The 22756-nt window shown below is 68.8% G+C and carries 20 protein-coding genes; 1 reads left to right on the top strand and 19 read right to left on the bottom strand.

The window, feature by feature from the left end; genetic code table 11:
• Window positions 1-8: 8 nt before the first annotated feature.
• The 14 genes from EGK63_RS01940 to EGK63_RS01875 all read right to left on the bottom strand — a co-directional run bounded on the left by EGK63_RS01940 (window position 9) and on the right by EGK63_RS01875 (window position 15489).
• Entirely contained in the window at window positions 9-512 is a 504-nt protein-coding gene (locus EGK63_RS01940) for a hypothetical protein (protein WP_125899668.1), read from the bottom strand.
• Window positions 509-1054 carry a type II secretion system protein GspM gene (gene gspM, locus EGK63_RS01935; protein WP_125899667.1) on the bottom strand — a complete coding sequence of 182 codons (546 nt, stop codon included), beginning with the start codon at window positions 1052-1054 and terminating at the stop codon, window positions 509-511. Before gspM ends, EGK63_RS01940 begins: the two co-directional genes overlap by 4 nt.
• Entirely contained in the window at window positions 1051-2154 is a 1104-nt protein-coding gene (gspL, locus tag EGK63_RS01930; RefSeq protein WP_165906508.1) for a type II secretion system protein GspL, read from the bottom strand. The genes gspM and gspL overlap by 4 nt, the downstream gene beginning before the upstream one ends.
• A 10-nt stretch (window positions 2155-2164) precedes the next feature.
• Window positions 2165-3121 carry a type II secretion system minor pseudopilin GspK gene (gspK, locus tag EGK63_RS01925; RefSeq protein WP_243637530.1) on the bottom strand — a complete coding sequence of 319 codons (957 nt, stop codon included), beginning with the start codon at window positions 3119-3121 and terminating at the stop codon, window positions 2165-2167.
• A gap of 26 nt (window positions 3122-3147) precedes the next feature.
• Window positions 3148-3792: a type II secretion system minor pseudopilin GspJ gene (gspJ, locus tag EGK63_RS01920; RefSeq protein ID WP_125899664.1), complete on the bottom strand. Its 645-nt coding sequence runs from the start codon at window positions 3790-3792 to the stop codon at window positions 3148-3150.
• Window positions 3789-4154, bottom strand: coding sequence for a type II secretion system minor pseudopilin GspI (gene gspI / locus EGK63_RS01915; RefSeq protein WP_125899663.1), 366 nt, complete (start codon window positions 4152-4154; stop codon window positions 3789-3791). Before gspI ends, gspJ begins: the two co-directional genes overlap by 4 nt.
• On the bottom strand, window positions 4147-4596 hold the full coding sequence (locus EGK63_RS01910; protein WP_256375745.1) for a GspH/FimT family pseudopilin: 450 nt from the start codon (window positions 4594-4596) through the stop codon (window positions 4147-4149). Before EGK63_RS01910 ends, gspI begins: the two co-directional genes overlap by 8 nt.
• 109 nt (window positions 4597-4705) lie before the next feature.
• The gene (gene gspG / locus EGK63_RS01905) at window positions 4706-5170 is read right to left on the bottom strand and encodes a type II secretion system major pseudopilin GspG (RefSeq protein WP_125899661.1); all 465 of its coding nucleotides are present in this window, start codon (window positions 5168-5170) and stop codon (window positions 4706-4708) included.
• A 128-nt stretch (window positions 5171-5298) separates the two neighbouring features.
• Complete coding sequence (gspF, locus tag EGK63_RS01900) at window positions 5299-6510, bottom strand: type II secretion system inner membrane protein GspF (protein WP_125899660.1); 1212 nt, start codon at window positions 6508-6510, stop codon at window positions 5299-5301.
• Window positions 6510-8003, bottom strand: coding sequence for a type II secretion system ATPase GspE (gene gspE, locus EGK63_RS01895; protein ID WP_125899659.1), 1494 nt, complete (start codon window positions 8001-8003; stop codon window positions 6510-6512). The genes gspF and gspE overlap by 1 nt, the downstream gene beginning before the upstream one ends.
• Window positions 8000-10135, bottom strand: a complete 2136-nt coding sequence (gene gspD / locus EGK63_RS01890; RefSeq protein WP_125899658.1) for a type II secretion system secretin GspD — start codon at window positions 10133-10135, stop codon at window positions 8000-8002. Before gspD ends, gspE begins: the two co-directional genes overlap by 4 nt.
• On the bottom strand, window positions 10132-10983 hold the full coding sequence (locus tag EGK63_RS01885) for a type II secretion system protein N (RefSeq protein ID WP_125899657.1): 852 nt from the start codon (window positions 10981-10983) through the stop codon (window positions 10132-10134). The genes gspD and EGK63_RS01885 overlap by 4 nt, the downstream gene beginning before the upstream one ends.
• Window positions 10984-11197: 214 nt before the next feature.
• On the bottom strand, window positions 11198-13891 hold the full coding sequence (locus EGK63_RS01880) for a TonB-dependent receptor domain-containing protein (RefSeq protein ID WP_125899656.1): 2694 nt from the start codon (window positions 13889-13891) through the stop codon (window positions 11198-11200).
• Between the two features lie 89 nt (window positions 13892-13980).
• Window positions 13981-15489 (bottom strand): hypothetical protein, encoded by a 1509-nt coding sequence (locus tag EGK63_RS01875; RefSeq protein ID WP_125899655.1) that lies wholly within the window; start codon window positions 15487-15489, stop codon window positions 13981-13983.
• 300 nt (window positions 15490-15789) lie between these two features.
• Between EGK63_RS01875 and EGK63_RS01870 the strand changes: the two genes are divergently transcribed.
• On the top strand, window positions 15790-17205 hold the full coding sequence (locus tag EGK63_RS01870) for an amino acid permease (RefSeq protein ID WP_125899654.1): 1416 nt from the start codon (window positions 15790-15792) through the stop codon (window positions 17203-17205).
• 74 nt (window positions 17206-17279) lie between these two features.
• On the opposite strand, the gene EGK63_RS01865 is transcribed toward EGK63_RS01870, so the two are convergent.
• The 5 genes from EGK63_RS01865 to rpsK form a co-directional block, all read right to left on the bottom strand.
• Entirely contained in the window at window positions 17280-20063 is a 2784-nt protein-coding gene (locus tag EGK63_RS01865; protein ID WP_125899653.1) for a M14 metallopeptidase family protein, read from the bottom strand.
• Window positions 20064-20227: 164 nt separating this feature from the next.
• On the bottom strand, window positions 20228-20617 hold the full coding sequence (locus tag EGK63_RS01860; protein ID WP_207896322.1) for a DUF4180 domain-containing protein: 390 nt from the start codon (window positions 20615-20617) through the stop codon (window positions 20228-20230).
• Between the two features lie 94 nt (window positions 20618-20711).
• On the bottom strand, window positions 20712-21131 hold the full coding sequence (gene rplQ, locus EGK63_RS01855) for a 50S ribosomal protein L17 (protein ID WP_087139521.1): 420 nt from the start codon (window positions 21129-21131) through the stop codon (window positions 20712-20714).
• 114 nt (window positions 21132-21245) lie between these two features.
• Window positions 21246-22265 (bottom strand): DNA-directed RNA polymerase subunit alpha, encoded by a 1020-nt coding sequence (locus tag EGK63_RS01850; protein ID WP_003164391.1) that lies wholly within the window; start codon window positions 22263-22265, stop codon window positions 21246-21248.
• 88 nt (window positions 22266-22353) lie between these two features.
• The gene (gene rpsK, locus EGK63_RS01845; protein ID WP_003164390.1) at window positions 22354-22743 is read right to left on the bottom strand and encodes a 30S ribosomal protein S11; all 390 of its coding nucleotides are present in this window, start codon (window positions 22741-22743) and stop codon (window positions 22354-22356) included.
• Window positions 22744-22756: the final 13 nt, after the last annotated feature.

The following is a 22756-nucleotide window of genomic DNA, read 5'->3' as shown; positions in this document are numbered from 1 at the left end:
GGTCGGCCCTAGTCCGCCACGTCCAACTGCGCCACCGCCGCCTCGGCCAGCAGGCCCGGCGCGGTTTCGGCCTGACGCCGTCCCAGGATCGCCACCGCCGAGGCGCGGTAGGCGCCCGCCTCATTCCCCGGCCCGGTCAGGATCACCGTCAGGCTGTGCGTCTGGCGGCCCTGGCTCCACCATTGCGGCAGGCGCGGCGCATCGGTCCACTCGCCCTGGCGCGCATCGACGTCGGTGAAGACGCCGGTCTTCTGAGGCCGCACCGCATAGGCCGTCTCGACCCGCCAGGCGGCCTTGTCGTCCACCTCGCGCCAGCCGCGCGCGCTCAACGCCTGACGCACGGCCTCGGCCGCCGCGCGATCGGCCTCGCTCGGCGCCTCGGCCTCAAGCAGGCGATAGGCGGTCACGTTCGCGGGCACGGCGGCCGACAACTGCGTCTCGACGCGCGGCGCAGAAGCGCAGCCCGCCAGGACGGCCGCGCTGACCAGGGGAAGAGCCAGACGAGAGATCATGGCTGCGATACCTGCCCCGCCGCGCCCTCCAAGTCCACAACGGACGATTCCAACGGGGCCGAAAAGCGCTCCGGCCTAGCCCCGGACGCCAGCGCGCCCGTCACGCCCAGCGTCCCGTCCGCGTTCTCGACCACGCCCAGTTCCTCGATGCGCGCCCCGCCCTGCTCCAGCACGGCCAGCCAGCCGAAGGCCTGGGCCGTCGTCACGCGATCCAGCCGAAAGCCCAGCCGCCCGCCCTCGGACATGCCCAGCGTCGGCTGCACCCCCGCCGCCGAGGCGGTGGAGGCGACCAGAGCCTGCAGATCGACCGCCTCAGTCGGTCGTGCGCCGCGCTGAACCACCGCCGTCTCGACCTGCGTCAGTCGCCGTTCGGCGGCGACGCGCGCGCGCGCCTGATCGGCCTGCCAACCGTCCAGCGGCCGCACCACGCCCAGCCAGCCGACGACGCCCAGCACCAGCGCCCCCATGACCGCCAGCATCCGCCGCTCGCGCAGCGACCGGCCGTCCCACCAGGCGGCGACGGAAGAGAACAGGGCCTTCATCGGGCGCCTCCGATCGTAAGCGTGCTGACCATGCGCCCGCCTTCCTCGGCCGAGGTTTCATCGACCACCGCCAGCCCGGCCTCTGCCAAATCGGCGCGCACGGCGTCCAGATCATTGAACGTCGGATGGGCCAGGGTGACGCGCAGCCCCTCGCCGCCCAGGGTCGCGTCGTCCAGTTCGGCGCCCGGCATGCGCTCGACGGCGGCGAAGACGGCGGCCATCGCGCGCGCGGTCCCGCCCGACGGCGGCCCGGCGTCGAGGCGCCGCAGAGCCTCCGGCGCCGGATCGTCCGCCGTCGCCAGTTCAGGATAGAGCTTCACCGCCCCTGCCCGAGCACCGGCCTCGGCGCGATCGGCCGCCGCGCGGTCGCGCAGCCCTTCGGCCGCCATCAGGATCAGGGGCGAGACCAACAGCGCCGCCGCCAGACCCGCCGCCAGCCGCCAGCCCTTGGCCGCCTGCCCCCGCTCGCGCCGGTCATGGACCTGCAACAGATCGACCGGCGCCGCCATCGCCCCCGCCGCCAGGGCCGCGTCCAACGCCTCTCCTTCCAGCCAGGTCAAAGAGCGCCCGGCTGCAACCGCCTCCGCCAGATCCGGCTGGACCGTCACGGCGAACGCCGGGCCGCGCAGCGCCACGTCGGCCCCCGCCTGTGCGGCCGTCAATGTCTCCGCCTCCAGCGACGCAGGCAGGCACAGATTGTCCGGCACGACGGCCTCCGGCCGGATGTCGAAGGTCTCCATCCAGCGCAGCCAGGCCTGCAGCAGCTTGGCCGACACCGCCGCGGTCAGGCGCGGGCCGCCGTCGACCGGCGCCGCGCCCAGGGCCACGTCCAGCCCCTCTACCTCGCCCGCCGCCTGATCGCGCAAGGCCCAACGCGCGGCGGCTCTGGCCTGCGCCATATTGCCCGGCGGCAGGTCCAGCCAGCGCGTCATGACGTCGGCGCCCGGCGCTACGGCGATAGTGCGCATCGGCGGCGGAGCGTCGGCCTGATGCGGGTCCAGCTCGCCGCGCCCGACGACGCGGCCCTCGCGATCGACCAGCAGGAAACGCGCCGCCAGGGTCGCGTGGGTCGGGATGAACAGGATGCGGGCGTGGCTCATTCTTCCATGCTCATTCTTCAGACGTCCAGCGACGGATGACAGTGCGCGCCGCACCATCGGGCGCGACGTGGATCAGGGCGGTGCGGACGGCGCGGGCGTCGCCGTGTTCGATCTCGACCCTCAGGTCGAAATAGCGGGTGGCCAGGGTGATCTGGCCCTTGGCCTCTTCGTCGACGACCACGCCCGACAGGGCGGGTTGAGCCCAGAAGGCGTCCGGGCTGCTCCAACCCGTCGCCGGACGCGCGGCGATCGCCGCCTTGGCCGCGTTCAACCCCACCACGCCCCGGCTGATCGCGACCAGCAGCACGACATCCTGCGGCTCCAGCGTATTCACATTCAGGGGCGACAACCGGGCTTCCGGCAAGGCGCAAAGATAGGGCCTCAGACGGCGATAGAGTTCGTCGTCCACCCCCGCCACGGCGCGCAGTTCGCTGACCTCGGCCAACATGACCCCGCCGGTGCGATAGGGCGTCGGGCGGCTGGCGTAGGCGGCGTCTTCCGCCCCTTGCGACGAAACCTCATTGTCGCCGTCCATCCAGTCGGTCAGGGCCGCCGCCACCGCCGCCATCCGCCCGCGCGGCGCGCCCAGCGCGGCGCCCAGCGCGATGAACTGCGCCGCCCCTTCGGGCCGCGCGATCAGATCCTCACCCTGCCCCAGCACCAGACTGTTCAGGTTGAAGCAGGACTGGCCGTCGCGGATCACCGCCCGCCCCTCGCCGTCTTCCAGCGGCAGGGCGAAGACGCGGCCGTTCCACTGCGGCTGAAGCGGCGTGCGCGCGGGATCAGCGCGAACCAGGTCGGACAGTCGCCGCCGCGCCAGCGCCTCCGCCCCCGCCGCATAGGCTTGCGCCTGCGTCTGGCTCTCGGCGTTGGTGGTGCGGCGCACGGAAAAGCGCACGTCGTCCAGAAACACCACGCACAGCGCCGCCATCACCGCCACCAGCAGCAGGACAGTCAGCAGGGCCATGCCCCGACGATCGCGCGCGCCGGGCTTCATGCGGCCGCGACCAGAAACAGCTGCTCGACCGGACCGAAACCGTCCAGCGTCAGCGTCACCCGCACGGCGTCCGGCAGGGGCCGGTCGCTGCCGGCGGAAAAGGCGGGCGCCTCGGACCCGTTCTGGATGAAGGCGACGCGCGCCTGCGTCACCCCGCGATACAGCACCTGCGGCGGCCCGGCCCGCGCCCCGTCCAGATAGGGGGCCACGCGGCGCTCCAGCCGATCCTCGACCAGCCGGTACTCGACCCTCTGAACCGAGGCGCGCGGCGCGCCGTCCGGATTGCTCCAGCCGCTGCGGGCCAGCACCAGCAGCGGATCGCCCGGCCGTTGCGGCCCCATGATCGCCTGAGGCGCCGGACGCCCCGTCGGCCCGCGCACCCGCCGCGCCGTCGCCTGCGCCAGATCGGCGCGCAGCAGGGCGCGGGTGCGTTGCAGCGCCGCCACCCGGTCCGCGTTCGCCTTCACCGCGAACCGCGTCTCGATCGATTGCCCCAGCACCAGCGCGCCCGCCCCCGCCAGAAGGGCGAAGATCAGCAGGGCGATCATGACCTCGACCAGTGTAAACCCGGCTCTCTTTCTTCCGCTATCGCTCGCCGCGCGGCGGCTCGCTGCTTGAGCGGATAGGCGATCTTTCCTCATGCGCCCGCCGCCCGGAACAGCACGCGTTCGGCGGCCTGTTCCTCATCGGCGAAGACGCGAACGTCGATGCGACCGACGCCCGGCATGTCGGTCGCGCTGACCACCCGCACCCAGCGCCATTCGCGTCCGCCCAGCGACGCCTGCCCCGACGTGCTGCCGCTGGGCAGGTCGCGCGCGATCATCGCCTCGGCGGCCACATTGTCGGCGACGACGCCGCCCAGCGTCCGCGTCTCGACCCGCGCCGCCGAGCGGGTGCTCTCGCCCGACAGGTTCAGCAACGCCATCGCCGCAAGACCGAACACGGCCAGCGCCACCAGACACTCGATCAGGGTGAAGCCCGCGCGGGGCGCTCCCTCACTCATGGATCGTCACCTCGCCCGCGCCGTCGATGGCGACGGTGACGGCTTGGCCCTCGCGCTCCAGCCGCACGCTGGCGGCGTCGGCGCCGCCGGTGGGGTCGAACACAGCGCGCGCAGCTCCAGCGACGGCGGCCCCCTCGCCCCATGCCTTCGGCGCCAGCACGCCGGTCAAAGGCGTCCAGGCGGCGCCGTCGAAGCTCTCGAAGCCATAGCCCGCCGCATCGGCGCGCAGAGCCACCGGGCGATTGGTCATCACCGCCTCTTCGCGCGCCAGCGTCAGACGCGCGGCGAACCGTTCGGCCTCGACCGCCAGCGTCGGGCGCGGGTCCGGCATGGACAGCAGCACCGCTCCCGCCGCCACGCCGATGATAGCGATGACGACCATTAACTCGACAAGGGTGAAACCCCTCCTGCCGTCATTCTCGGGCTTGGCCCGAGAATCCAGCCACGCCGGGCGGCGCCGTTGAAGCGTTTTGCCCCGACGATCCAGCCGTGAGTCTCTGGATCCCCGGCACAAGGCCGGGGATGACGTGGCGGGAGTGGCTAGGCGGACCTCAGCCCTGCCAGTTGCCGATGTCGGCGTCATTCCCCTCGCCCCCTTCCTGGCCGTCGGCGCCGAAAGACCAGATGTCGAACTGGCCGCCATGGGCGCTGCGGCGGCGGTACTGATAGGGATTGCCCCACGGGTCTTCCGGCAGGCGGCGGACATAGCCGCCCTGGCGATAGCGTTCCGGCCGCGCCAGATCGGCGGGCGGCGCCGTCAGCGCCTTCAGACCCTGCTGGTCCGTCGGGAAGGTCAGATTGTCGAGGCGATAGGTCTCCACCGCCTGCTCCAGCACCGATATGTCGGCCCGCGCCTTGCCGACCATGGCCTTGTTCTGACTGGGCAGGACGTTGATGGCCACCACCGTCGCCAACAGGCCGATGATGACGATGACGACCATGAGCTCGACCAGGGTGAAGCCGGCACGCCGGCCTTCCCTTCCAGCGTCATCCCCGGCCTTGTGCCGGGGATCCATAAACGCAGCCGAGGACAGGCGGAACGCGACCGTTCGACCATCGACCGTCGAGTCTATGGATCCCCGGCACAAGGCCGGGAATGACGGAGTAAGAGGACGCGCGAAGGTCTTGAACATCAATGCCTCTCTCACCCCAGAGCCAGGGTGTTGATCTGAAGGATGGGCAGCAGGATCGACAGCACGATCACGGCGACGATCCCGCCCAGGACCACGATGATCGCCGGCTCCAGCAGGCTGAGCATCACGGCGGTGAAGTTGGAGAATTCGCGCTCCAGATAGTCGGCCGCGCGCTCCAGCATGGGCTCCAGCCGACCGCTGCTTTCGCCCGATGCGGTCATGTAGACGAGGATGGGCGGGAACACCTCGGCGCGGCGCATGGCGGCCGACAGGCCTCCGCCCTCGCGCACGGCCTCGGCCATCTGTTCGGTAGCGCGGCGCAGGGCGCGGTTGGAGACGGTGCGGGCGGTGATGGTCAGCCCCTCCAGCACCGGCAGGCCCGCCGCGATCATGGTCGACAGGGTGCGGGCCATGCGCGCCCCGTGCAGGTCGCGCGTCAGACGTCCGACCAGCGGCAGCCGCAGCACCCAGGCGTCCAGCCTCAGCCGCACCGCCTCGCGCCGCCGCGCGATCAGCCCCGCGCCGACCACGGCGGCGAGGATCAGCGCCATCAGCCAGCCCCAGTCGCGCATCAGATCCGACAGGCCGATGACCAGCCGCGTCAGCAGCGGCAGGGTCTGGCCCATGCTGTCGAACTGATCGACCACCTTGGGCACGATGTAGGTCATCATGGCGACGATGACGCCCAGCGCCACCACCGCCAGCACGCACGGATAGACCAGCGCCGTCAGCACCTTGCCGCGCACGACCTCCTCCCGCTCCAGCCCGTCGGCGAGACGCTCAAGGATGGGCTGGAGCGCGCCCGACTGCTCGCCCGCCGCCGTCATGGCGCGATACAGCGGCGGAAAGGCCGCGCCCTGCTGGCCCATGGCGTCGGACAGGCGCCGCCCTTCGATCACCCCGGCGTGGACGCCTTCCAGTACCCGCCGGACGTTGGGTCGATCGGCCTGAAGCATCAGATTGCGCAACGCCTCCTCCAGCGGAGAGACGGAGACCAGCGTCGCCAACTGCCGCGTCGTCAGCGCCAGCGCCTTGGGCGACAGTCGTCCGGTCCGGCCGGATTTCGACGTTGCGACCGCGCCCGCTCGGCCCGGCGACAGCTGCAACGGCGCCAGTTGACGCTTCGCCAGCGCCTTGCGCGCGGCGGCCTCATCGGCGGCGGTCACGGAGCCGCTGATCGTCCGCCCGGCCGCGTCGGCCGCAATGTAGTCGAAGGCCGCCATCAGGCCGCGACCTCTTCGGCGGCGGTTTCCTGACGCGCCACGCGCAGGGCTTCCTCGACCGAGGTGACGCCCTCCAGCACCAGCGCCCGCGCCCGGTCGGCCAGCGTCCCGCCGCACGCGAAGGCGGCGTCGAACACCGCGTCCTCGTCGGCGCCCGAGGCGATCAGGCGGCGCACCTTCTCGTCCACCGCCAACGTCTCATAAAGGCCGATGCGGCCGACATAGCCGGTCGAGCCGCAGTCGGCGCAGCCGTGCGGCCGCCAGACGCGCATGCCCTCCTCGGCCCCGATCAGGCGCGCCGTCGCCTTGTCCGCCGTCTCCTCGATCCGGCAGTGCGGGCACAGGCGCCGCACCAGCCGCTGGGCCACCACCAGCCGCAGGGTCGAGGCCAGCAGGAAGGGCTCGACCCCCATGTCGCGCAGGCGCGTCACCGCCCCGGCCGCGTCGTTTGTGTGGACCGTCGACAGCACCAGATGGCCGGTCAGGGAGGCCTGAACGGCGATGGCCGCCGTCTCCGTGTCGCGGATTTCGCCGACCATGACCACGTCGGGATCCTGACGCAGGATGGCGCGCAGACCGGCGGCGAAGGTCATGCCGACCTTGGGATTCACCTGCGTCTGGCCCACGCCCTCCATGGCGTATTCGACCGGGTCTTCGACCGTCAGTATGTTGCGCGAGCCGTCATTCAGCAGCGACAGCCCGGCATAGAGGCTGGTCGTCTTGCCCGAGCCGGTCGGCCCGGTGACGAGGACGATGCCGTTCGGCTCGGCCAGCGCATGGCGGAAGGCTTCCAGCGCCGCCGGGTCCATGCCCAGCCGGTCCAGCGTCAGCCCGGCCTGATCCTTGTCCAGAATCCGCAGCACCACCCGCTCGCCCGCCCGCGACGGCAGGGTCGAGACGCGCACGTCCAGCGACTTGCCGCCCAGCGTCAGGGGGATGCGCCCGTCCTGGGGTTTACGCTTCTCGGCGATGTCCAGCCGCGCCATGACCTTGATGCGCGACACCAGCAGCGGCGCCACGCGCGGGTTCAGGCTCAGCGCCTCACGCAGCACCCCGTCCACCCGCATCCGCACCAGCAGGCGCGTCTCATAGCTTTCCAGATGCACGTCCGAGGCGCCGATGCGGGCGGCCTCGGCGATGACGCCGTTAATCAGGCGTATGACCGGCGCGTCGTCCGTGGCGTCCAGCAGATCCGCCGCCGCCGGGATGTCGTCCACCAGACTGTCCAGGCCGACCGGCAGGGACAGGTCGTCGCCGTCGGCCGCCGTCAGTTGCTCGCCCGCATAGACTTCCGACAGCTTGCGGTCGAAGGCGGCGGCGCTCAGCGGCGTCGCCTCCAGCGGGCGGCCCAGCGCGCGGCGCGCCTCGACCAGGGCCAGAGGGTCGGCGCCCTCGCGCACCCCGACCGCCATCACCTCGCCCGCCGCCAGCAGCAGGACGCCGTGGGTCTTGGCGAAACCGTAGGGCAGGCGCGGATCGACGACGGTGATCACCGGGCGGCTCCCGTCACCGGCGGCAACGGCCGGGCCGCGACCGGCTCCACGGGGGCGATGACCAGCGGCTCGCCCGCTGCCGGAGCCGCGGGCGGCTGGGCCTGCATATAGTCGCGCAACAGGGCGTCCAGGCTAGGCTCGCGATCGGGGTGAACGCGCTGCTGCTCGCCGCGCATATAGCCCCAGCGATCCGCCGCCAGCCCCTGCGCGTCCGCCGTAGTGCGCAATATGGTCGGACGCAGGAAGACCATCAGATTGGTCCGCCCCCGCTCGCGGCTGGTCGAGCGGAACAGGACGCCGACGCCCGGAATGTCGCCCAGCCCCGGCACCTTGCTGGTCTCCAGCCGGTCGTTCTGATCCAGCAGGCCGCCCGCCACGGCGATGTCGCCGTCATCGACGACCAGCGTCGTCTCCAGCTCGCGCTTGTCCAGGATCAGGTCGGCGGCGCCGCTGGTCAGCAGGCCGTTGATGCTCGACACCTCCTGCCGCAGGGTCAGGGTGATGGAGCCCCCCGCATTGATCTGGGGCCGCACCGTCAGGCGCACCCCGATGTCCTTGCGCTCAGTCGTGGTGAAGGGGTTGGAATTGCCGTCCAGAATGGCCCGGCCGGTGGTGATCGGCACCTCCTGCCCGACCAGGAAGGTGGCCTCTTCATTGTCCAACGTCATGATCGACGGGGTCTGCAACAGGTTGGAGCCCGCGTCCGTCTTGGCCGCATTGATGATGAAACCGAACAGGCCGTCGCCCCACTTGCCGCCCGCCCCGCCGACAAAGCCGTTGGAGCCCAGCAGGCTGTTCAGGGCCAGGTTCTGCAGCCGCTCGCGCAGGGGATCGTCCTTGTCGAGCTGACCCGCCGCCGCCCCGCCCGCGATGGGCACCAGCGGCGCCGCGCGGTCGGAATAGTTGGTCAGGCCGACGCCCTGCTCGCCCGCCATCAGCCACTGGACGCCCAGGTCGCGTACGGCCTTGTCGCTCAGCTCGACGACGATGGCCTCGATCAGCACCTGCTGGCGGCGCACGTCCAGTTGCCGGATCACCTCGGTCAGGGTGCGTTGCAGGTCCGCCGGACCGGAGATGACCAGGGCGTTGGCGCCGGGGAAACGGGCGATGGTGGCGCGCTGGCCGGTGGCGGTGACGGTGGTCGAGCCGATCGGCCCGCTGTCGGCCTCGCCCATCGTGGTCAGGCCGCCCTGCCCCATGCCGCTGGTCGCATTGGTCGCCCCCGCGCGGGCCGTGCGCAGGCGCGGCGAAGACGTCGCCGCCGCATCCGCAGGCTGGCCGACGATCTGTTGCAGGACCGGCAGAAGCTGCTCGGCGTCGGCGTGCTCCAGGAAGACGACGTTGACGTCCTGACTGGCCCGCGCCCGTCCGTCCAGATCGGCGATCAGGCCGCGTACCCGCGCCAGCGCCTGACCGTCGCCGCGCAGCACCAGCGCATTGGAGCTTTCCACCGGGGTGATCGTCACCAGACCCGGCCCGCCGGGACCGCCCGTCACCTGTTGCAGCACGCCGGCGATCTCGCGCGCCGAGGCGTTCTCCAGCGCCACCACCTCATAGGCCGAACGGTCCACGTCGATGCGGCCGACCAGCGCCCGGATACGCGACAGGTTGTCGGCGAAGTCGGCCACCACCACGCTGTTGGCGCCGGGATTGGCCAGCACCTGCCCCTGCGCTCCGACCAGAGGCCGGATCGTCTCAGCGGCCGAGGCGGCGTCGATGTGGCGAAGGGTGAAGACCTCGGTCGAAAACCGTTCGGCGCCGACCGTGGCCGGTCCCTGCGCCGCCCCCTGCGCCGGACTGATGCGATAGGCGCCCGAAGACGTCGGCGTCACCACCAGACCATTGGCCCGCAGCGTCGACAGGAAGACCTCGAACAGCTGGGCGCGGGTCAGGGGACGCGGGCTGGACACCGTCACCGTGCCCGTCACCGCCGGATCGACGATGAAGGTGCGCCCCGTGGTGCGCGCCACATCCTGCACGAAGGCGCGGATATCGGCGTTCTGGACGTTCAGCGTCTGGCGCGCTTCCTGCGCCATCACCGGCGCGGCGGCCAGCGGCTGCACCGCCAGAACAGCGGCCAGCACGCCGGTCAACAGAGAGCGGCTTCCAGAGCGACGACTGGGGGCCTTCATGGGCGCGTCCTTACGGTGGTGGAGCGGACCTGACCGTCGCGCTCGAACTGGATCTGGGCCGAGGGAGCGTCGGCCAACTGGCCGCGCAGGGCGGCGAGCGCCTGCGGGCTGTTCAGGGCCGTGCCGTTGACTGACAGGATGACGTCGCCTGAGCGCAGGCCTGCATTGCGCAACTCGCCCCCGTCGCCCGAAGCGGACACGGTCAGCCCCTTGATCCCCAGGCCCTGGATGCGCGGCCGCAGCCCCGCCTGAGCGATCAGACGTTGAGGATCGACCACCGCGCCCTCGGCCGAGGCCGGTTCAGGCGTCGACACGACCGGAGGCGCCGTCGTCGCGGGCGCCGCAGAGGCTGCCCCGGACGCCATATCGGGGAAGTCGAGACGGAACGGCGCGCCGCCGCGCGACAGCATGACGTGGTCGGGGGCGACGGCGCTCAGGGTCAGCCCCGGCTCCACCTCCTCGCCCGCACCGACCGAGACCTGGCGTCCATCCACCAGGCCGATGATGGCCGAGCCGCCGCCCGCGCCGTCCGCGCGCACGCCGAACAGGCTCAGGCCGCCGCCGTTCGACGACGCCGCCTCGGCCCCGCCGCCGCCGTTGCGGAAGAAGGCGTCGAAGCGCGACAGCACGCCCAGGTCGACCTCCGGCAGAGGCCGCGCCTGCGTCGCTGGAGGCGTCGGCGCGGCGAACAGCCAGACCAGCCTTACGACTTGAATTAACAGAAGAACCGCCAGCCCCGCCTCGACCAGACGCCGCAGCGGAGGGCGACGAAATCCGCGCAGGGACAGGGCTTTCCCGCCCGGCGAAACGGCGCTCGATTTGCGAAGGCCAGCGAACAAGGAAGACATCCCCCACGGCCTTTCGCGGCCGCAAAACCTCCCTAGTCGGATGCTCCGTACCCGGCTCGCTCCGAACAATGACAGGGCCGAGAAGTTGTCGCGACAACTGCAGCGGGTTCGGAACGAATGACGCCATATCGTCACCCTCTCCCAACAGGAGAGGGATAAAAAAAGCCGGGAGACCGCTAGACCTCCCGGCTCAAATGTCAGGCGCGATCTGCGCTTAGAAGCGCGCCGTCAGGCTGACCGAGGCGCTCTGACCCAGGTCGTACTGGTTGATGCGGATCTTATTGCCCTTCTCCTGATACTCCTCGAAGTCCGTCCCCAGCAGGTTGCGCAGTTCCAAGGCGAAGCCCAGGTCGCGGCCCTTCACGGTGAAGTCCTTGCGATAGACGAAGTCGAGGAAGGCGCCCGGCTCCTGCACATAGTCCGGCTCGCGCGCCGTACCGACGCCCGCGCCGCGTGCGGTGATCCGCTCCGAGACGTAGTTCAGGATGAAGGTCGCCTGCGAGCGGGCTGTGTCGTCTTCCCAACCCAGCTGCAGGTTGGCGACGTGCTCCGACTGGCCCTGCAGACGGCTGCCGTCCTGGATGAAGAAGGACGCCTGTTCGGGACGGCCGCCGCCGCCCAAGGTGATGACGGTGTCGCCCTCGCCGACCGAAACCTCGGAGTCCGACCAGGTGTAGTTGGCCTGCACCAGCCAGCGCTTGTTCGAGATGAAGGCCGCCTGATCGGCGAACTCGAAGTATTTCTTCACCTCGGCCTCGACGCCCATGACGGTCGCTTCCGGCGCATTGAGGAAGGTTTGCTGGCGCTGGTTGCCGACATCGACGATCACCGCTTCGACCGGCTTGTCCAGCTTCTTGTAGAAGACGCCCGCCGTGACGAACTGCTGGCGGCCGAAATACCATTCCCAGCGCGCGTCCAGGTTCAGGATCTCGGTGTCCGTCAGATAGGGGTTGCCGATGAAGACGCGGTCGCTTTCCGGGTCGGTATAGGCCTGGGGCGCCAGTTCGCGGAACTGCGGACGGCCGATGGTCTTGGACGCGCCGAAGCGCAGTTGCTGATCCTCGGTGAAGTTCCACGTCGCCGTGAACGACGGCAGCCAGTACTGCTCCTCGATCTCGGTCGCCTCATAGGACGAGGTTCCGCCGAACAGGTCGCGCGGGGTCACGCTCTGCTGGCCGTCCTCGAAGCGGACGCCGAAGGTGGTGCGGATGGTCGGCACGAACTCGGCGTCGACCATGGCGTAGATCGCGTTTACCTTCATGTCGGCGTCATAGGCGTTGGCGCCGTTCGAGCCGGCGATCTCGCGCAGCTGCAGCGTCCACGGATTGATGTTGAAGTCCGAGAACAGATAGTCGACCCGCGCGCGGCGCTGGCTGTCGGTCAGGCCGTTGACGGCCTCGAACTGCAGGTCGTGACGCTCGGCCGAGCGGGTGTTGTCCAGGGTCGAGGCGCCGACGCTGATGGTCGCCTCGCGGCCCGCCGCCATCGGCAGCTTATAGGCCAGGTCCACGCCGCCGGACCAGATTTCGTCGTCCAGCTCGCTGAACGAGATCTGGTTGCCCTGGACGTTGTGGATCAAGCGGTCCTGGGCGTCGACGCCGTACTGGAAGCGCGATTCATAGGGGGCGTCGCGCGAGGTCTTGGCGTAGGCCGCGCGCCAGTCCAGCTTCCACTCGCCGTCGGCGCCGAAATAGTGCTCGCCCGCCAGTTGGCTGGTGAACAGCTGACGCACGAACCACTCGGTGTAGTCGTTGCGGATCACGCTGCCGCCGGCGTCGAAGTCCGGACCGGCCGAGGTGCGGGCGCGCTTGGTGGTGGTGCGGACGTAGAGGTTGGTCCACTTCACCTCATGATCGTCGTTCGTCAGCGACAGCCCGCCCAGGAAGTTCAGGCGCACGTCGTTCTGGTTGGACTCGACGTCGAAGGTCGAGACCGGCACCAGGTCGTCGCCTTGGAACTGGCCCTCTTCCTGGATCGCCTGACGGGTGCGCCAGGAGTTGTCGTAGCCGGCCACGGCGATGACGCCCAGGTCGCCGACCTCGGTCGGGGTGCGGAAACCGCCCGCCAGCTCCAGGCTGCCGTCGACCGGCGTCTGCTGACGCTGCATCAGGCGCAGCGGCGCATTGACCATCGAGCGGCCCATCGTCTGCAGCTCGGCGGCCGAGAAGTTGGCCATGTTGATCTGCTTGCCGGTGCGGAAGGCCAGGTCGATCGGCCCCGGAATCTTGCGGGTCTCGTCGTCGAAGCCGGTCCAGTCGGTGTCCGAGCCGTAATAGACCAGGTTGTCGCGGCCCGTCGTCTCGGTGTTGCCGCCGATGCCCGCCTTGAAGGTCAGGAACGGCTCGGCCGGGGCGTCCACGGTGCGCAGGTCGATGACCCCGCCGCCGAACTCGCCCGGGTAGTTGGGGGAATAGGACTTCTGAACCGTCACGCCCGCCAGGATGCTGGAGGGGAACAGGTCCAGCGGCACCACGCGCTGCAGCGGCTCGGGGCTGGGCAGCGGCGAACCGTTCAGCAGGGCCGAGGAATAGCGCTCGCCCAGGCCGCGCACATAGACGAAGCGGCCTTCGACGATCGACAGGCCGGTCACGCGGGTCAGGGCGGCGGCGGCGGTGGAGTCGCCGGTGCGTTGCAGGTCTTCCGATGTCAGGAAAGCGGCCACCTCGGCGCTCTGACGGTTCGGCTGCGGGATATTGCGGCCCAGGACGACGATGTCGCCCAGTTGGGTGGCCGGGGTCTGCGACACCTGATCCGGGCTTTCCGGATCGGCGGGCAGTTCATTGCTCAGAGCCACGGCGGCGACAGGGGCGGACGCCTGGGCGAGCGCGAGGCTGGGCGCGCCGAAAGCGGCGACCAGGGCGCTGCTGGCCAGCAGCAGCCCGTTACGGGTCAGGGTCTTGTTCTTCATGTTCGGCTGCCTTGCGTAGGTCGAGAGAGGCTGGACGCTCAAAGGGTCGGCGGCGGCCCTTTCGGACCGCCGCCTCGCCAGAGGGTTCATCAGCACTTCGCGTTGGCGGTCAGGCCGCAGGTCCAACCCTGCCACCAGGTGTCCGAAGCGTTCTTCACGGCGCCGATGTAGTCGGTGTCGGTGAAGGCGGCGTGGACGCTCGAGGCCTTGACCGGGGTCACGGCGGTTTCATTGGCGCCGTTGATGAAGGTCAGAACCTGGTTGGAGATGGTCACGCCCGCGGTCGGGGCGGTCAGGGTCGAGGTTCCCTTGGCCGTATTGTTCGCGCCGGCCGTGAAAATCGGCTCCGAGCGAGCGGCGCCGCTGGCGCGGTAGGAGATGCCGCAGGACATGAAGACCGAGTTGAACACCGGGTTCACGCTGGCGGTGTCGGCGTCGGCGATGTCCAGGCAACCGGCCAGCGAACCGGCGGCGCTGGTGAAGACGGAGTTGACCACGGTCGCCTTCGTGCCCGTGTCGAAGTGGGCGACGGTGTGGGCGTCGGTCGGCGAGTTGCGGCCCACCATCGTCCAGTTGGCGATCTTGGGCTGCGAGTTGTAGCGCTGGGCCAGCGGGGTCGAGGCCGGAGCCGCCGAGAACTCGAAACCGGCCGAACGGCTGGTCGCGTTCGGGGCGCGCTGGGTCACGATGCCGAACTGGGCGCCGCCGCGCCAGCCGGTGTCGGTGTCGAAGGCGTCGTCGTCGGCGCCGTTGATGACGATGCGCTTCAGGTTGACGTTGCCGCCGAAGATTTCGATGCCGTCGTCCGACGAGTTGTAGGACTGGACGTATTCGATGGTCGTGCCCGCGCCGACGCCGGCCAGGGTCAGGGCCTGCAGCTCGTTGCCGGTCGAAATCTCAAAGCCCGAATAGCGGATCTGGACGTAGCGCAGACGGCCCGAGTTGTCGTTGACGTTGCCGCCGCCGTAGAAGGCGTTGGTGCCTTCCACCTGGCCCGTGCAGGTGACAGGCGCGGTCAGCTGGCAGTTGGCCTGGGGCGCGCGGCCGGCGATGACGATGCCGCCCCACTGACCGTGCGAGTTCTCGGTCGTCGCGCCTTCGACGTTCTGGCGGCTGGTGAAGACGATCGGCTGCGAGGCCGTGCCTTCGGCGTAGATCTGCGAGCCGCGGTTGACCAGCAGGTAGTCGCCGCCGCCCGAGGCGAAGATGGTCACGCCCGCTTCCACCGTCAGGATGCCCTGGGTGCCGGTGTTGGCCGAGGCGTCGACGCCGCCGTCCGTGCCGACGGCCGTGCGGCCCGAGATGGAGTAGATGGTGCCGGCGCGCAGCGGCACGGTCAGCGCGCCGTTGATCTGTTGCGGCAGCTGGCAGTTGCGCAGCGTGCCGTTGGCCATGGTGCCGACGTTGGCGAACCCGGTCGGGCAGTCAGCCGCGGCCTGGCCGTTGCCGCCATTGCCGTTCCCATTGCCGTTGCCGTTCCCGTTGCCATTGCCGAAGTCGCCTTCGCCGGGCGAGGCCACCTCGGCCGATCCGCCGCAGGCCGCCAGGGCGAGCGTGCTGGCCGCCACCACGAGCAGGGTCTTGAAGCTGCTGTTCATCGTCGTTCCACCGGTTGGTCAAAAAGCTGCGGCGGGAGGCGGTCATACCGACCGGAATGACGTCGAACCCCTCCTGCCCGGCGGCGAGGGATAGCGAAAAGCAGGACCGAAGCTTGCGCGAGCCGGTGACGGATCGACCTCCGTTTCATGCCGTTTCGACTGAGAAACCGTGACGAAAATTCCGCCATCGGATCAGAAACCGAACCCGCGCTCAGGGCGACGGACCCACGCCCCTTGTATTGCCCGGCCATCCGCAGCAAACCCGCTGGCTTCATGATCTCCTCAAGACAGGAGCCACCGATGGGCGGCCCAGACGCGCAACCGCGCCCCAACGCCGAGTCCGGCGCTCAAAGCCTGGCCCGCAGCCTCAGCTGGCCGCATCTGGTGGCCATGGGCGTGGGCGCTATCGTCGGCACCGGCATCCTGACGCTGATCGGCATCGGCGCGGATAAGGCGGGGCCGGCGGTTCTGCTGTCCTTCCTGATCGCTGGCTTCGTCTGCGCCTGCGCCGCCCTGTGCTACGCCGAGATGGCGACCACGGTGACGGCGTCCGGCAGCGCCTATACCTATTCCCGCGTCGTGCTGGGCCAGGCGGTCGCCTGGATCATCGGCTGGAGCCTGATCCTGGAATACAGCCTGGTGGTCAGCGCCGTGGCCGTCAGCTGGTCAGGCTACGCGGCTCCCTTGCTGCATGATTGGCTGGGCCTGCCCATGGCCCTCATGCAGGGACCGCACGCCGGCGGCGTGGCCAATGTCCCAGCCCTGTTCATCATCATGGCCGTGGGCGCCCTGCTGCTGGCCGGAGCCAAGAAGAGCGCGACGCTGAACCTGATCCTGGTGGCGGTGAAGCTGTCGGCCCTGGCCCTGTTCGTCTGGTTCGCCCTGCCCCACTTCAACGCCGCCAACCTGGAGCCCTTCAGCCCCTTCGGTTTCGCCCGTCAGATGGGTGAGGACGGCGTCGAGCGCGGCGTCATGGCGGCGGCGGCCATCATCTTCTCGGCCTTCTACGGCTTCGACGCCATCGCCACCGCGGCCGAAGAGACTCGCAACCCCAAGCGCGACCTGGCCATCGGCATCATCGGCTCGATGCTGGCCTGCGCCGCCATCTACACCGTTATCGCCACGGCCGCCCTGGGCGCCACGCCCTTCACCCGCTTCGCCAACAGCCCCGAGCCGCTGGCCCTGATCCTGCGCGAGATCAACCAGCCGGGCGCGGCCCACTTCCTGGCGGTGACGGCGGTGCTGACCCTGCCGACGGTGATCCTGGCCTTCTTCTACGGCCAGAGCCGCATCTTCTTCGTCATGGCGCGTGACGGCCTGCTGCCGCGCGGCCTGGCCCGCGTGTCCAAGGGCGGGGCGCCGGTGCGCATCACCGTCTTCACCGGCGTCGTGGTCGGCGCCATCGCCCTGTTCGTGCCGCTGGACGAGATCGTGGCCCTGGCTAACGCGGGCACCCTGGTGGCGTTCAGCGCCGTGGCCCTGTGCATGCTGATCCTGCGCCGTCGCGCGCCTGACATGCCGCGCGGGTTCCGCACGCCCCTGGGCTGGGTCGTGGGCCCCGTGGCCATCGCCGGCTGCCTGTACCTACTGGCCAGCCTGCCGCAGAAGACGCAGCTGTGGTTCGTGTTCTGGAACCTGGTCGGCCTGGGCGTCTACTTCATCTACAGCCGCGGCCGCGCCGCAAAGGCGCCCCAGGACGGTTCGACCGAAGGCTGATCCGCCTATCTCTGAAAAAGAAGGCCGCCCGGTGGACGCCGGGCGGCCTTTTCACTTCCGCCTCTGGGGGAGACTTAACGGTCGGCGCCCGTCACGGCGGGACCGTAGAACAGGGCGTTGAACAGCAGCCGTGAGGAAGCCCGCGCCTGGGCGCGGTTCACCACGTCCGGCCCCAATACGATCACCCGCCCCTCGCCGTGCTTGATGTCCAGCACCGCCTCTGCGCCCGATAGACGCTCCGACCCGATAGCCCAGCCGCTGTTCACCGCCACCTGCTGTGGATAGCGCACCATTGACGTCCCCTCGCCCGCGGGGCGGAAGCCCGCATTGCGATTGAAGAAGACGTTCATCTCGCGCGGCGCTCCGAAGGCCAGAGGGCGGCTGTTGTCCACCTCAGTCTTGAGCACCGCGCCAGGAATGAAGAAGTCGGTCGGCGCCAGCGGCCTGCCGTCGGCCTGGGTCAGCACGTCCTGCACCGGCGCGCCGATGGCCTTGGCCAGGCGATGCGACGAACCGATGGTGACCAGACTGCCGCCGTCGCGCACGAAGACGTCGATCTGCGGCGCCGTCTTCTCGGCCGTTACGGCCCCCAACCAACCGCGATACTGGGCCGGGATCGTCTCAGGGTCCGGTTGTTCGCGCTGGGCCGCCGCCGACAGGTCCGCAGGAATCATGTCCGACGCGAAGACCAGAACATCAAAGTCCTTGTTCAGATCGCCGGCGTCTAGGCGCTGCGGATAGACAACCTCGAACGGATATTCGAACTGCTCCAGCATCCAGCGGGTCCAGCCCGAAGCCATGGAGCCGCCGTAACGATCGACCAGACCGATCCGAATCGGCTTCAGGGCGATGCGGTCGCCGCCGGGGGCACGGGCGACGGCGTGAGCGTTCAGGCCCAAGTCGCGTACGGCCGCCTCGACGATCGGGCGAGTCTTGTCGTCAGCTGGAATCCACAGAGCGCCGGGAGCCAGAGTCGTGCGGCCAGCGCGGGTCTCGCCTTCCTGCCAGAAGACGGGCGCGCCCGCCGCCAGCAGGCGGTTGGTCAGAATGAAACCGTTGATCGGCGCATGATCGATCAGCCAGCCCGCCCGACCCGTTCCCTCGATCCTGCCCGGCGGCGGCGCCATGACATCGGCGACGCGCTCGGTCGGAGCCTCGAAGCCGTCCAGGATACGGTCGAACTGAACGCCCATCTGCATGGCCAGAGTGTAGCCGGTGGCGTCATAGGGCAGCTTGGGCGGCCCGCCCGGATACTGCAGATCGTGCGGGTGATCCTGCGGCTCAAACATGTCCAGCACGTGCGGGCGATAGGCCTGGGCCGTCTTCACCACATAGGAACCGGCCGGATAGGTCTTAGCCCCGATGGTGAAGGCGCGCGTCGCCCGCTCGACGTCCACGCCGGTCTTGATCAGGCTGTTCAGGAAGGCGACGGCGGTGGGCAGGTCAGCCTGGTCCGCGGGAATGACATAGCCGCGCGGATCGCGACGGGCCGGGTCGCGCAGGATCTGCTCATACAGCGCAGGATCAACGCCGCGACGCCCCTGCTGCGCGTTCTCTCCGGCCGCAGTCTGCAGGGCTTCGACCGTTGAGGGCGTGACGCGCCAGGTGTCGGTATTCCCCTTGTCGATGGCGTTCTGGCCCATGCGCCAGATGTTGAACAGCGTCCGGTCCTTGTTGCGCGAGGCGTAGTTCAGCACGGCGCGGTTGATCGACTGCGAATAGTCGATCGACTGGGCGAAACGCCAGGTCTGAGGCGCGACCGGCATGGGCAGGTCGTTACGCGGCAGTTGGTTGTCCGGGATCAGGCTGATCCGGCTGGGCGTCGGGTGGCCGGTGATCTCGGTCAGCAGGCCGACGGCGTTGTGGAAATAGGTGACGGAGCGCTCCATCCCGTTGTTCCATGTCGAATAGTTGGCCCCGCTGCGCATGGTCGAGCCGGGCTTGCCCTCCTCGATCAGGCGGCTGTGCATCGCCGCCCCGACCTCGGATAGGGTGCTCATGACCAGCGGATCATAGTTGTAGTTGAAGGGGTCGCGGAACGGCGGCATGAAGACCACGGTTCCCGCTGGCGCCGTCTGGTGGTGGTTATAGATGATCTGCGGGAACCACTCGCGAAAGAACTGCCGGTTGACGTTGGTCGTCTCAGTCATGGCCGACAGGTAGTAGTCGCGGTTGTTATCGTGACCGACGTATTTCTGGTACAGAACAGGAATGCTGTCGTACTCGCGCTTCAGCGGATCCTCGTTGCGCATGTACCAGGTGGAGACCAGCTCCCACCCGTCCGGGTTCAGCGGCGCGAACAGGATGACCACGTCGTCCAGGATGCGCTTGGCCTCGGCGTCCTCGGCCGTCAGCCATTCATACAGGGCGGCGATCAGGGCCTGGGGCGGCACCGTCTCGGTCGAGTGCAGGCCGCCGTCGATCCAAACCACGGCCTTGCCTTCGGAGGCCAGGGCGCGAGCCTCCTGCTCGCTGACGCCCTCGGCCTTGGCCAGGCGCCGCGCGATCTCCTGATAGCGGTCGATGTTCGCCAGGTTCTGGGGCGAGGAGACGACCGAGAGGTACTGCGTCCGCCCTTCGGACGAGCGGCCGATCTCAACCAGCTTCATCCGGTCCGACTGTCCGGCCAGAGTGTGCAGATAGCGTTCGAACTGAGTGTAGGTGATCAGGCGATAGTCCGCCCCGACCTCATGGCCGAACGCCTCCAGCGGCGTGGTCAGAGTGCGGGCGGGCGTCGCCGTCGCAGCCTGGGGCGAGACCGCCGCCTCTAGCGCCAGCGCGCTGGTCGTTGTCATGGCCAGCGACGAGAAGGCCAGCACAGCCAGACCTGCGGCCAGCATGGCGGGGGGACGAGACATGGGATCTCCTGATGCGTTCACTCTCAGCCTTCTGCGAGGCTTGGCGACAGCTTGGCGTCTTCCCGCCCCCGACGCAATTTGCACGACTTCGGAAAACACCGCCCCCGGGCGCAAATTCTCTTCGGATGTACCGCATGAAACCGAAGCCTCGACGTTGAACGACGCTAGGGCGCGTCCCTCCCCGCCTCCAGAGCCGTCTTCAAACTGCCGAGGTCCGGCAGGAACCAGACCGCACGGCCTCGATTGCTCTCACGCACATAGTCGGCCAGCGCATCCGATGCGGCTTTCTCGACCGAGATGTCGCCGATGATCGCCAAACCAACATGGTAGTTGACGAACTTTTGGGTCGTCTCGCCCGCAAGGCGGGTGCGCAGACGAAGAAAATCCTGCCCCAGACGACTGACCGGCAGGGCCAGCCAGTCCGCGTTCGCTTCAAAGGCCATCGACAGGAAGTCGTTGATGTCGCCTGTCGTCGCCAACAACGAACCATCCGCGGAGCAGATAGAGACGCGGCGGCCATTCCATGTCTCGATGGAAGGCATGGCGAAGGTCATTGAAACATCCTGCCCGTCACAGAATTCCAGACAAAGAAAAGGACGACCGGATTGCTCCGGTCGTCCTTTCGGCATCGTAGCGATGAAGCCGAAATCAGGCCTCGTCGTCGCCTTCGATGGCGAAGACCGGACCGGAGTCCAGGCCCTTGGCGGCCACGTCGCGATCGACGAACTCGATCACGGCCATCGCGGCGTTGTCGCCGTGACGGAAGCCCGCCTTCATGATGCGGATATAGCCGCCGTTACGCTCGGCGTAACGAGGGGCCAGCGTGTCGAACAGCTTGCCGACTTGCGGCACGTCGCGAACGGCGCTGATAGCCTGACGACGAGCGTGCAGGTCGCCCTTCTTGGCGAGGGTGACCAGCTTCTCGACGAAGGGACGCAGTTCCTTCGCCTTCGGCAGGGTGGTCGTGATCTGCTCGTGCTTGATCAGCGAGGCGGCCATGTTGGCGAACATGGCCTGGCGGTGGCTGACCGTACGGCCGAGCTTACGATAGGCGGCGCCGTGGCGCATCGGGGTCTCTCCTACTCAACCCTGGTTTCCCGTCCCTACTCGGCGGACGAGACCTGGGGCCTCTCATTCTAACCGCCCCAACCGATCCAACGGACCTGGGCGGAGGGTTGATGATCAGATCTGGTCGTCGAACTTCTTGGCCAGATCTTCGATGTTTTCCGGCGGCCAGTTCGGCACGTCCATGCCGAGGCTCAGGCCCATGGACGCCAGAACTTCCTTGATTTCGTTCAGCGACTTGCGGCCGAAGTTCGGGGTGCGAAGCATTTCGCCCTCGGTCTTCTGGATCAGGTCGCCGATGTAGACGATGTTGTCGTTCTTCAGGCAGTTGGCCGAACGGACCGACAGCTCCAGCTCGTCCACCTTCTTCAGCAGCGACGGGTTGAAGGGCAGTTCGGGCTTGCCGTCCGACTGCTCGACCGCCTTGGTCGGCTCATCGAAGGTGATGAAGATCTGCAGCTGGTCTTGCAGGATGCGCGCAGCGTAAGCCACAGCGTCAACCGGCGAGACGGCGCCGTTGGTTTCAACTTCCAGGATCAGCTTATCGTAGTCCAGCGACTGGCCCTGACGGGTCGGCTCGACGCGATAGGCGACGCGCTTCACCGGCGAATACAGGGCGTCGACGGCGATCAGGCCGATCGGGGCGTCTTCCGGGCGGTTCAGTTCGGCGGCGACGTAGCCCTTGCCGTTCTGCACCGTCAGTTCCATGCGAACCGAAGCGCCGTCATCCAGGGTGCAGATCACGTGATCCGGGTTCAGCACCTCGATGTCGGCCGGCAGGTCGATCTGAGCCGCGGTCACCGGGCCGGGGCCCGTGGCGCGCAGCGTCATCCGCTTCGGACCTTCCGCGTGCATGCGCAGGGCCAGTTGCTTGATGTTCAGAACGATGTCGACCACGTCCTCGCGAACGCCTTCCAGCGACGAGAACTCGTGAACAACGCCGTCGATCTGAATGGCCGTGACCGCCGCGCCTTGAAGCGAAGACAGCAGAACGCGACGAAGCGCGTTGCCGAGCGTCACACCGAAACCGCGTTCGAGAGGCTCGGCGATCAGACGCGCCTTGTGCTGCGGGTCAGACCCGCCCTCGACTTGCGGTTTCTCGGGACGGATCAGCTCTTGCCAGTTTCTTTCGATCATAAAGTCCCTCGAACGGGTTTCGACGGCACCGTGTTCTCACGTTCAGAACAACAGGAGCCGCCGGGAGAAGGGTTAGGCGGCGTGAACCTTAGACGCGACGGCGCTTCGGCGGACGGCAGCCGTTGTGCGGCATCGGCGTCACGTCACGAATGGTCGTGATCGTCATGCCGACGGCCTGCAGGGCGCGCAGGGCCGACTCACGGCCCGAACCCGGACCCGAGACGTTCACTTCCAGCGTCTTGACGCCGTGCTCTGCGGCCTTCTTGCCAGCGTCTTCCGCAGCCATCTGAGCGGCGTACGGCGTCGACTTGCGCGAGCCCTTGAAGCCCATGTGGCCGGCCGACGACCAGGAAATCGCGTTCCCTTGAGCGTCGGTGATGGTCACCATGGTGTTGTTGAACGAAGCGTTCACGTGGGCCACGCCCGAGGTGATGTTCTTGCGTTCGCGGCGCTTAACGCGACCCGGTTCCTTAGCCATCGGTCAGGCCTCT

This window comes from Brevundimonas sp. 357 (genome assembly GCF_003938605.1).
GTDB lineage: Bacteria > Pseudomonadota > Alphaproteobacteria > Caulobacterales > Caulobacteraceae > Brevundimonas.
The sequence above is the reverse complement of the archived record's forward strand: the minus strand, read 5'-3'. Positions and strand labels throughout refer to the sequence as shown.

Excerpts from the sequence above, each read along its gene's own strand:
- EGK63_RS01940 (WP_125899668.1), bottom strand. The coding sequence starts at position 512 with ATGATCTCTCGTCTGGCTCTTCCCCTGGTCAGCGCGGCCGTCCTGGCG.
- gspM (WP_125899667.1), bottom strand. The coding sequence starts at position 1,054 with ATGAAGGCCCTGTTCTCTTCCGTCGCCGCCTGGTGGGACGGCCGGTCG.
- gspL (WP_165906508.1), bottom strand. The coding sequence starts at position 2,154 with ATGAGCCACGCCCGCATCCTGTTCATCCCGACCCACGCGACCCTGGCG.
- gspK (WP_243637530.1), bottom strand. The coding sequence starts at position 3,121 with ATGGCCCTGCTGACTGTCCTGCTGCTGGTGGCGGTGATGGCGGCGCTG.
- gspJ (WP_125899664.1), bottom strand. The coding sequence starts at position 3,792 with ATGAGGAAAGATCGCCTATCCGCTCAAGCAGCGAGCCGCCGCGCGGCG.
- gspI (WP_125899663.1), bottom strand. The coding sequence starts at position 4,154 with ATGAGTGAGGGAGCGCCCCGCGCGGGCTTCACCCTGATCGAGTGTCTG.
- gspG (WP_125899661.1), bottom strand. The coding sequence starts at position 5,170 with ATGGATCCCCGGCACAAGGCCGGGGATGACGCTGGAAGGGAAGGCCGG.
- gspF (WP_125899660.1), bottom strand. The coding sequence starts at position 6,510 with ATGGCGGCCTTCGACTACATTGCGGCCGACGCGGCCGGGCGGACGATC.
- gspD (WP_125899658.1), bottom strand. The coding sequence starts at position 10,135 with ATGAAGGCCCCCAGTCGTCGCTCTGGAAGCCGCTCTCTGTTGACCGGC.
- EGK63_RS01885 (WP_125899657.1), bottom strand. The coding sequence starts at position 10,983 with ATGTCTTCCTTGTTCGCTGGCCTTCGCAAATCGAGCGCCGTTTCGCCG.
- EGK63_RS01880 (WP_125899656.1), bottom strand. The coding sequence starts at position 13,891 with ATGAAGAACAAGACCCTGACCCGTAACGGGCTGCTGCTGGCCAGCAGC.
- EGK63_RS01875 (WP_125899655.1), bottom strand. The coding sequence starts at position 15,489 with ATGAACAGCAGCTTCAAGACCCTGCTCGTGGTGGCGGCCAGCACGCTC.
- EGK63_RS01870 (WP_125899654.1), top strand. The coding sequence starts at position 15,790 with ATGGGCGGCCCAGACGCGCAACCGCGCCCCAACGCCGAGTCCGGCGCT.
- EGK63_RS01865 (WP_125899653.1), bottom strand. The coding sequence starts at position 20,063 with ATGTCTCGTCCCCCCGCCATGCTGGCCGCAGGTCTGGCTGTGCTGGCC.
- EGK63_RS01860 (WP_207896322.1), bottom strand. The coding sequence starts at position 20,617 with ATGACCTTCGCCATGCCTTCCATCGAGACATGGAATGGCCGCCGCGTC.
- rplQ (WP_087139521.1), bottom strand. The coding sequence starts at position 21,131 with ATGCGCCACGGCGCCGCCTATCGTAAGCTCGGCCGTACGGTCAGCCAC.
- EGK63_RS01850 (WP_003164391.1), bottom strand. The coding sequence starts at position 22,265 with ATGATCGAAAGAAACTGGCAAGAGCTGATCCGTCCCGAGAAACCGCAA.
- rpsK (WP_003164390.1), bottom strand. The coding sequence starts at position 22,743 with ATGGCTAAGGAACCGGGTCGCGTTAAGCGCCGCGAACGCAAGAACATC.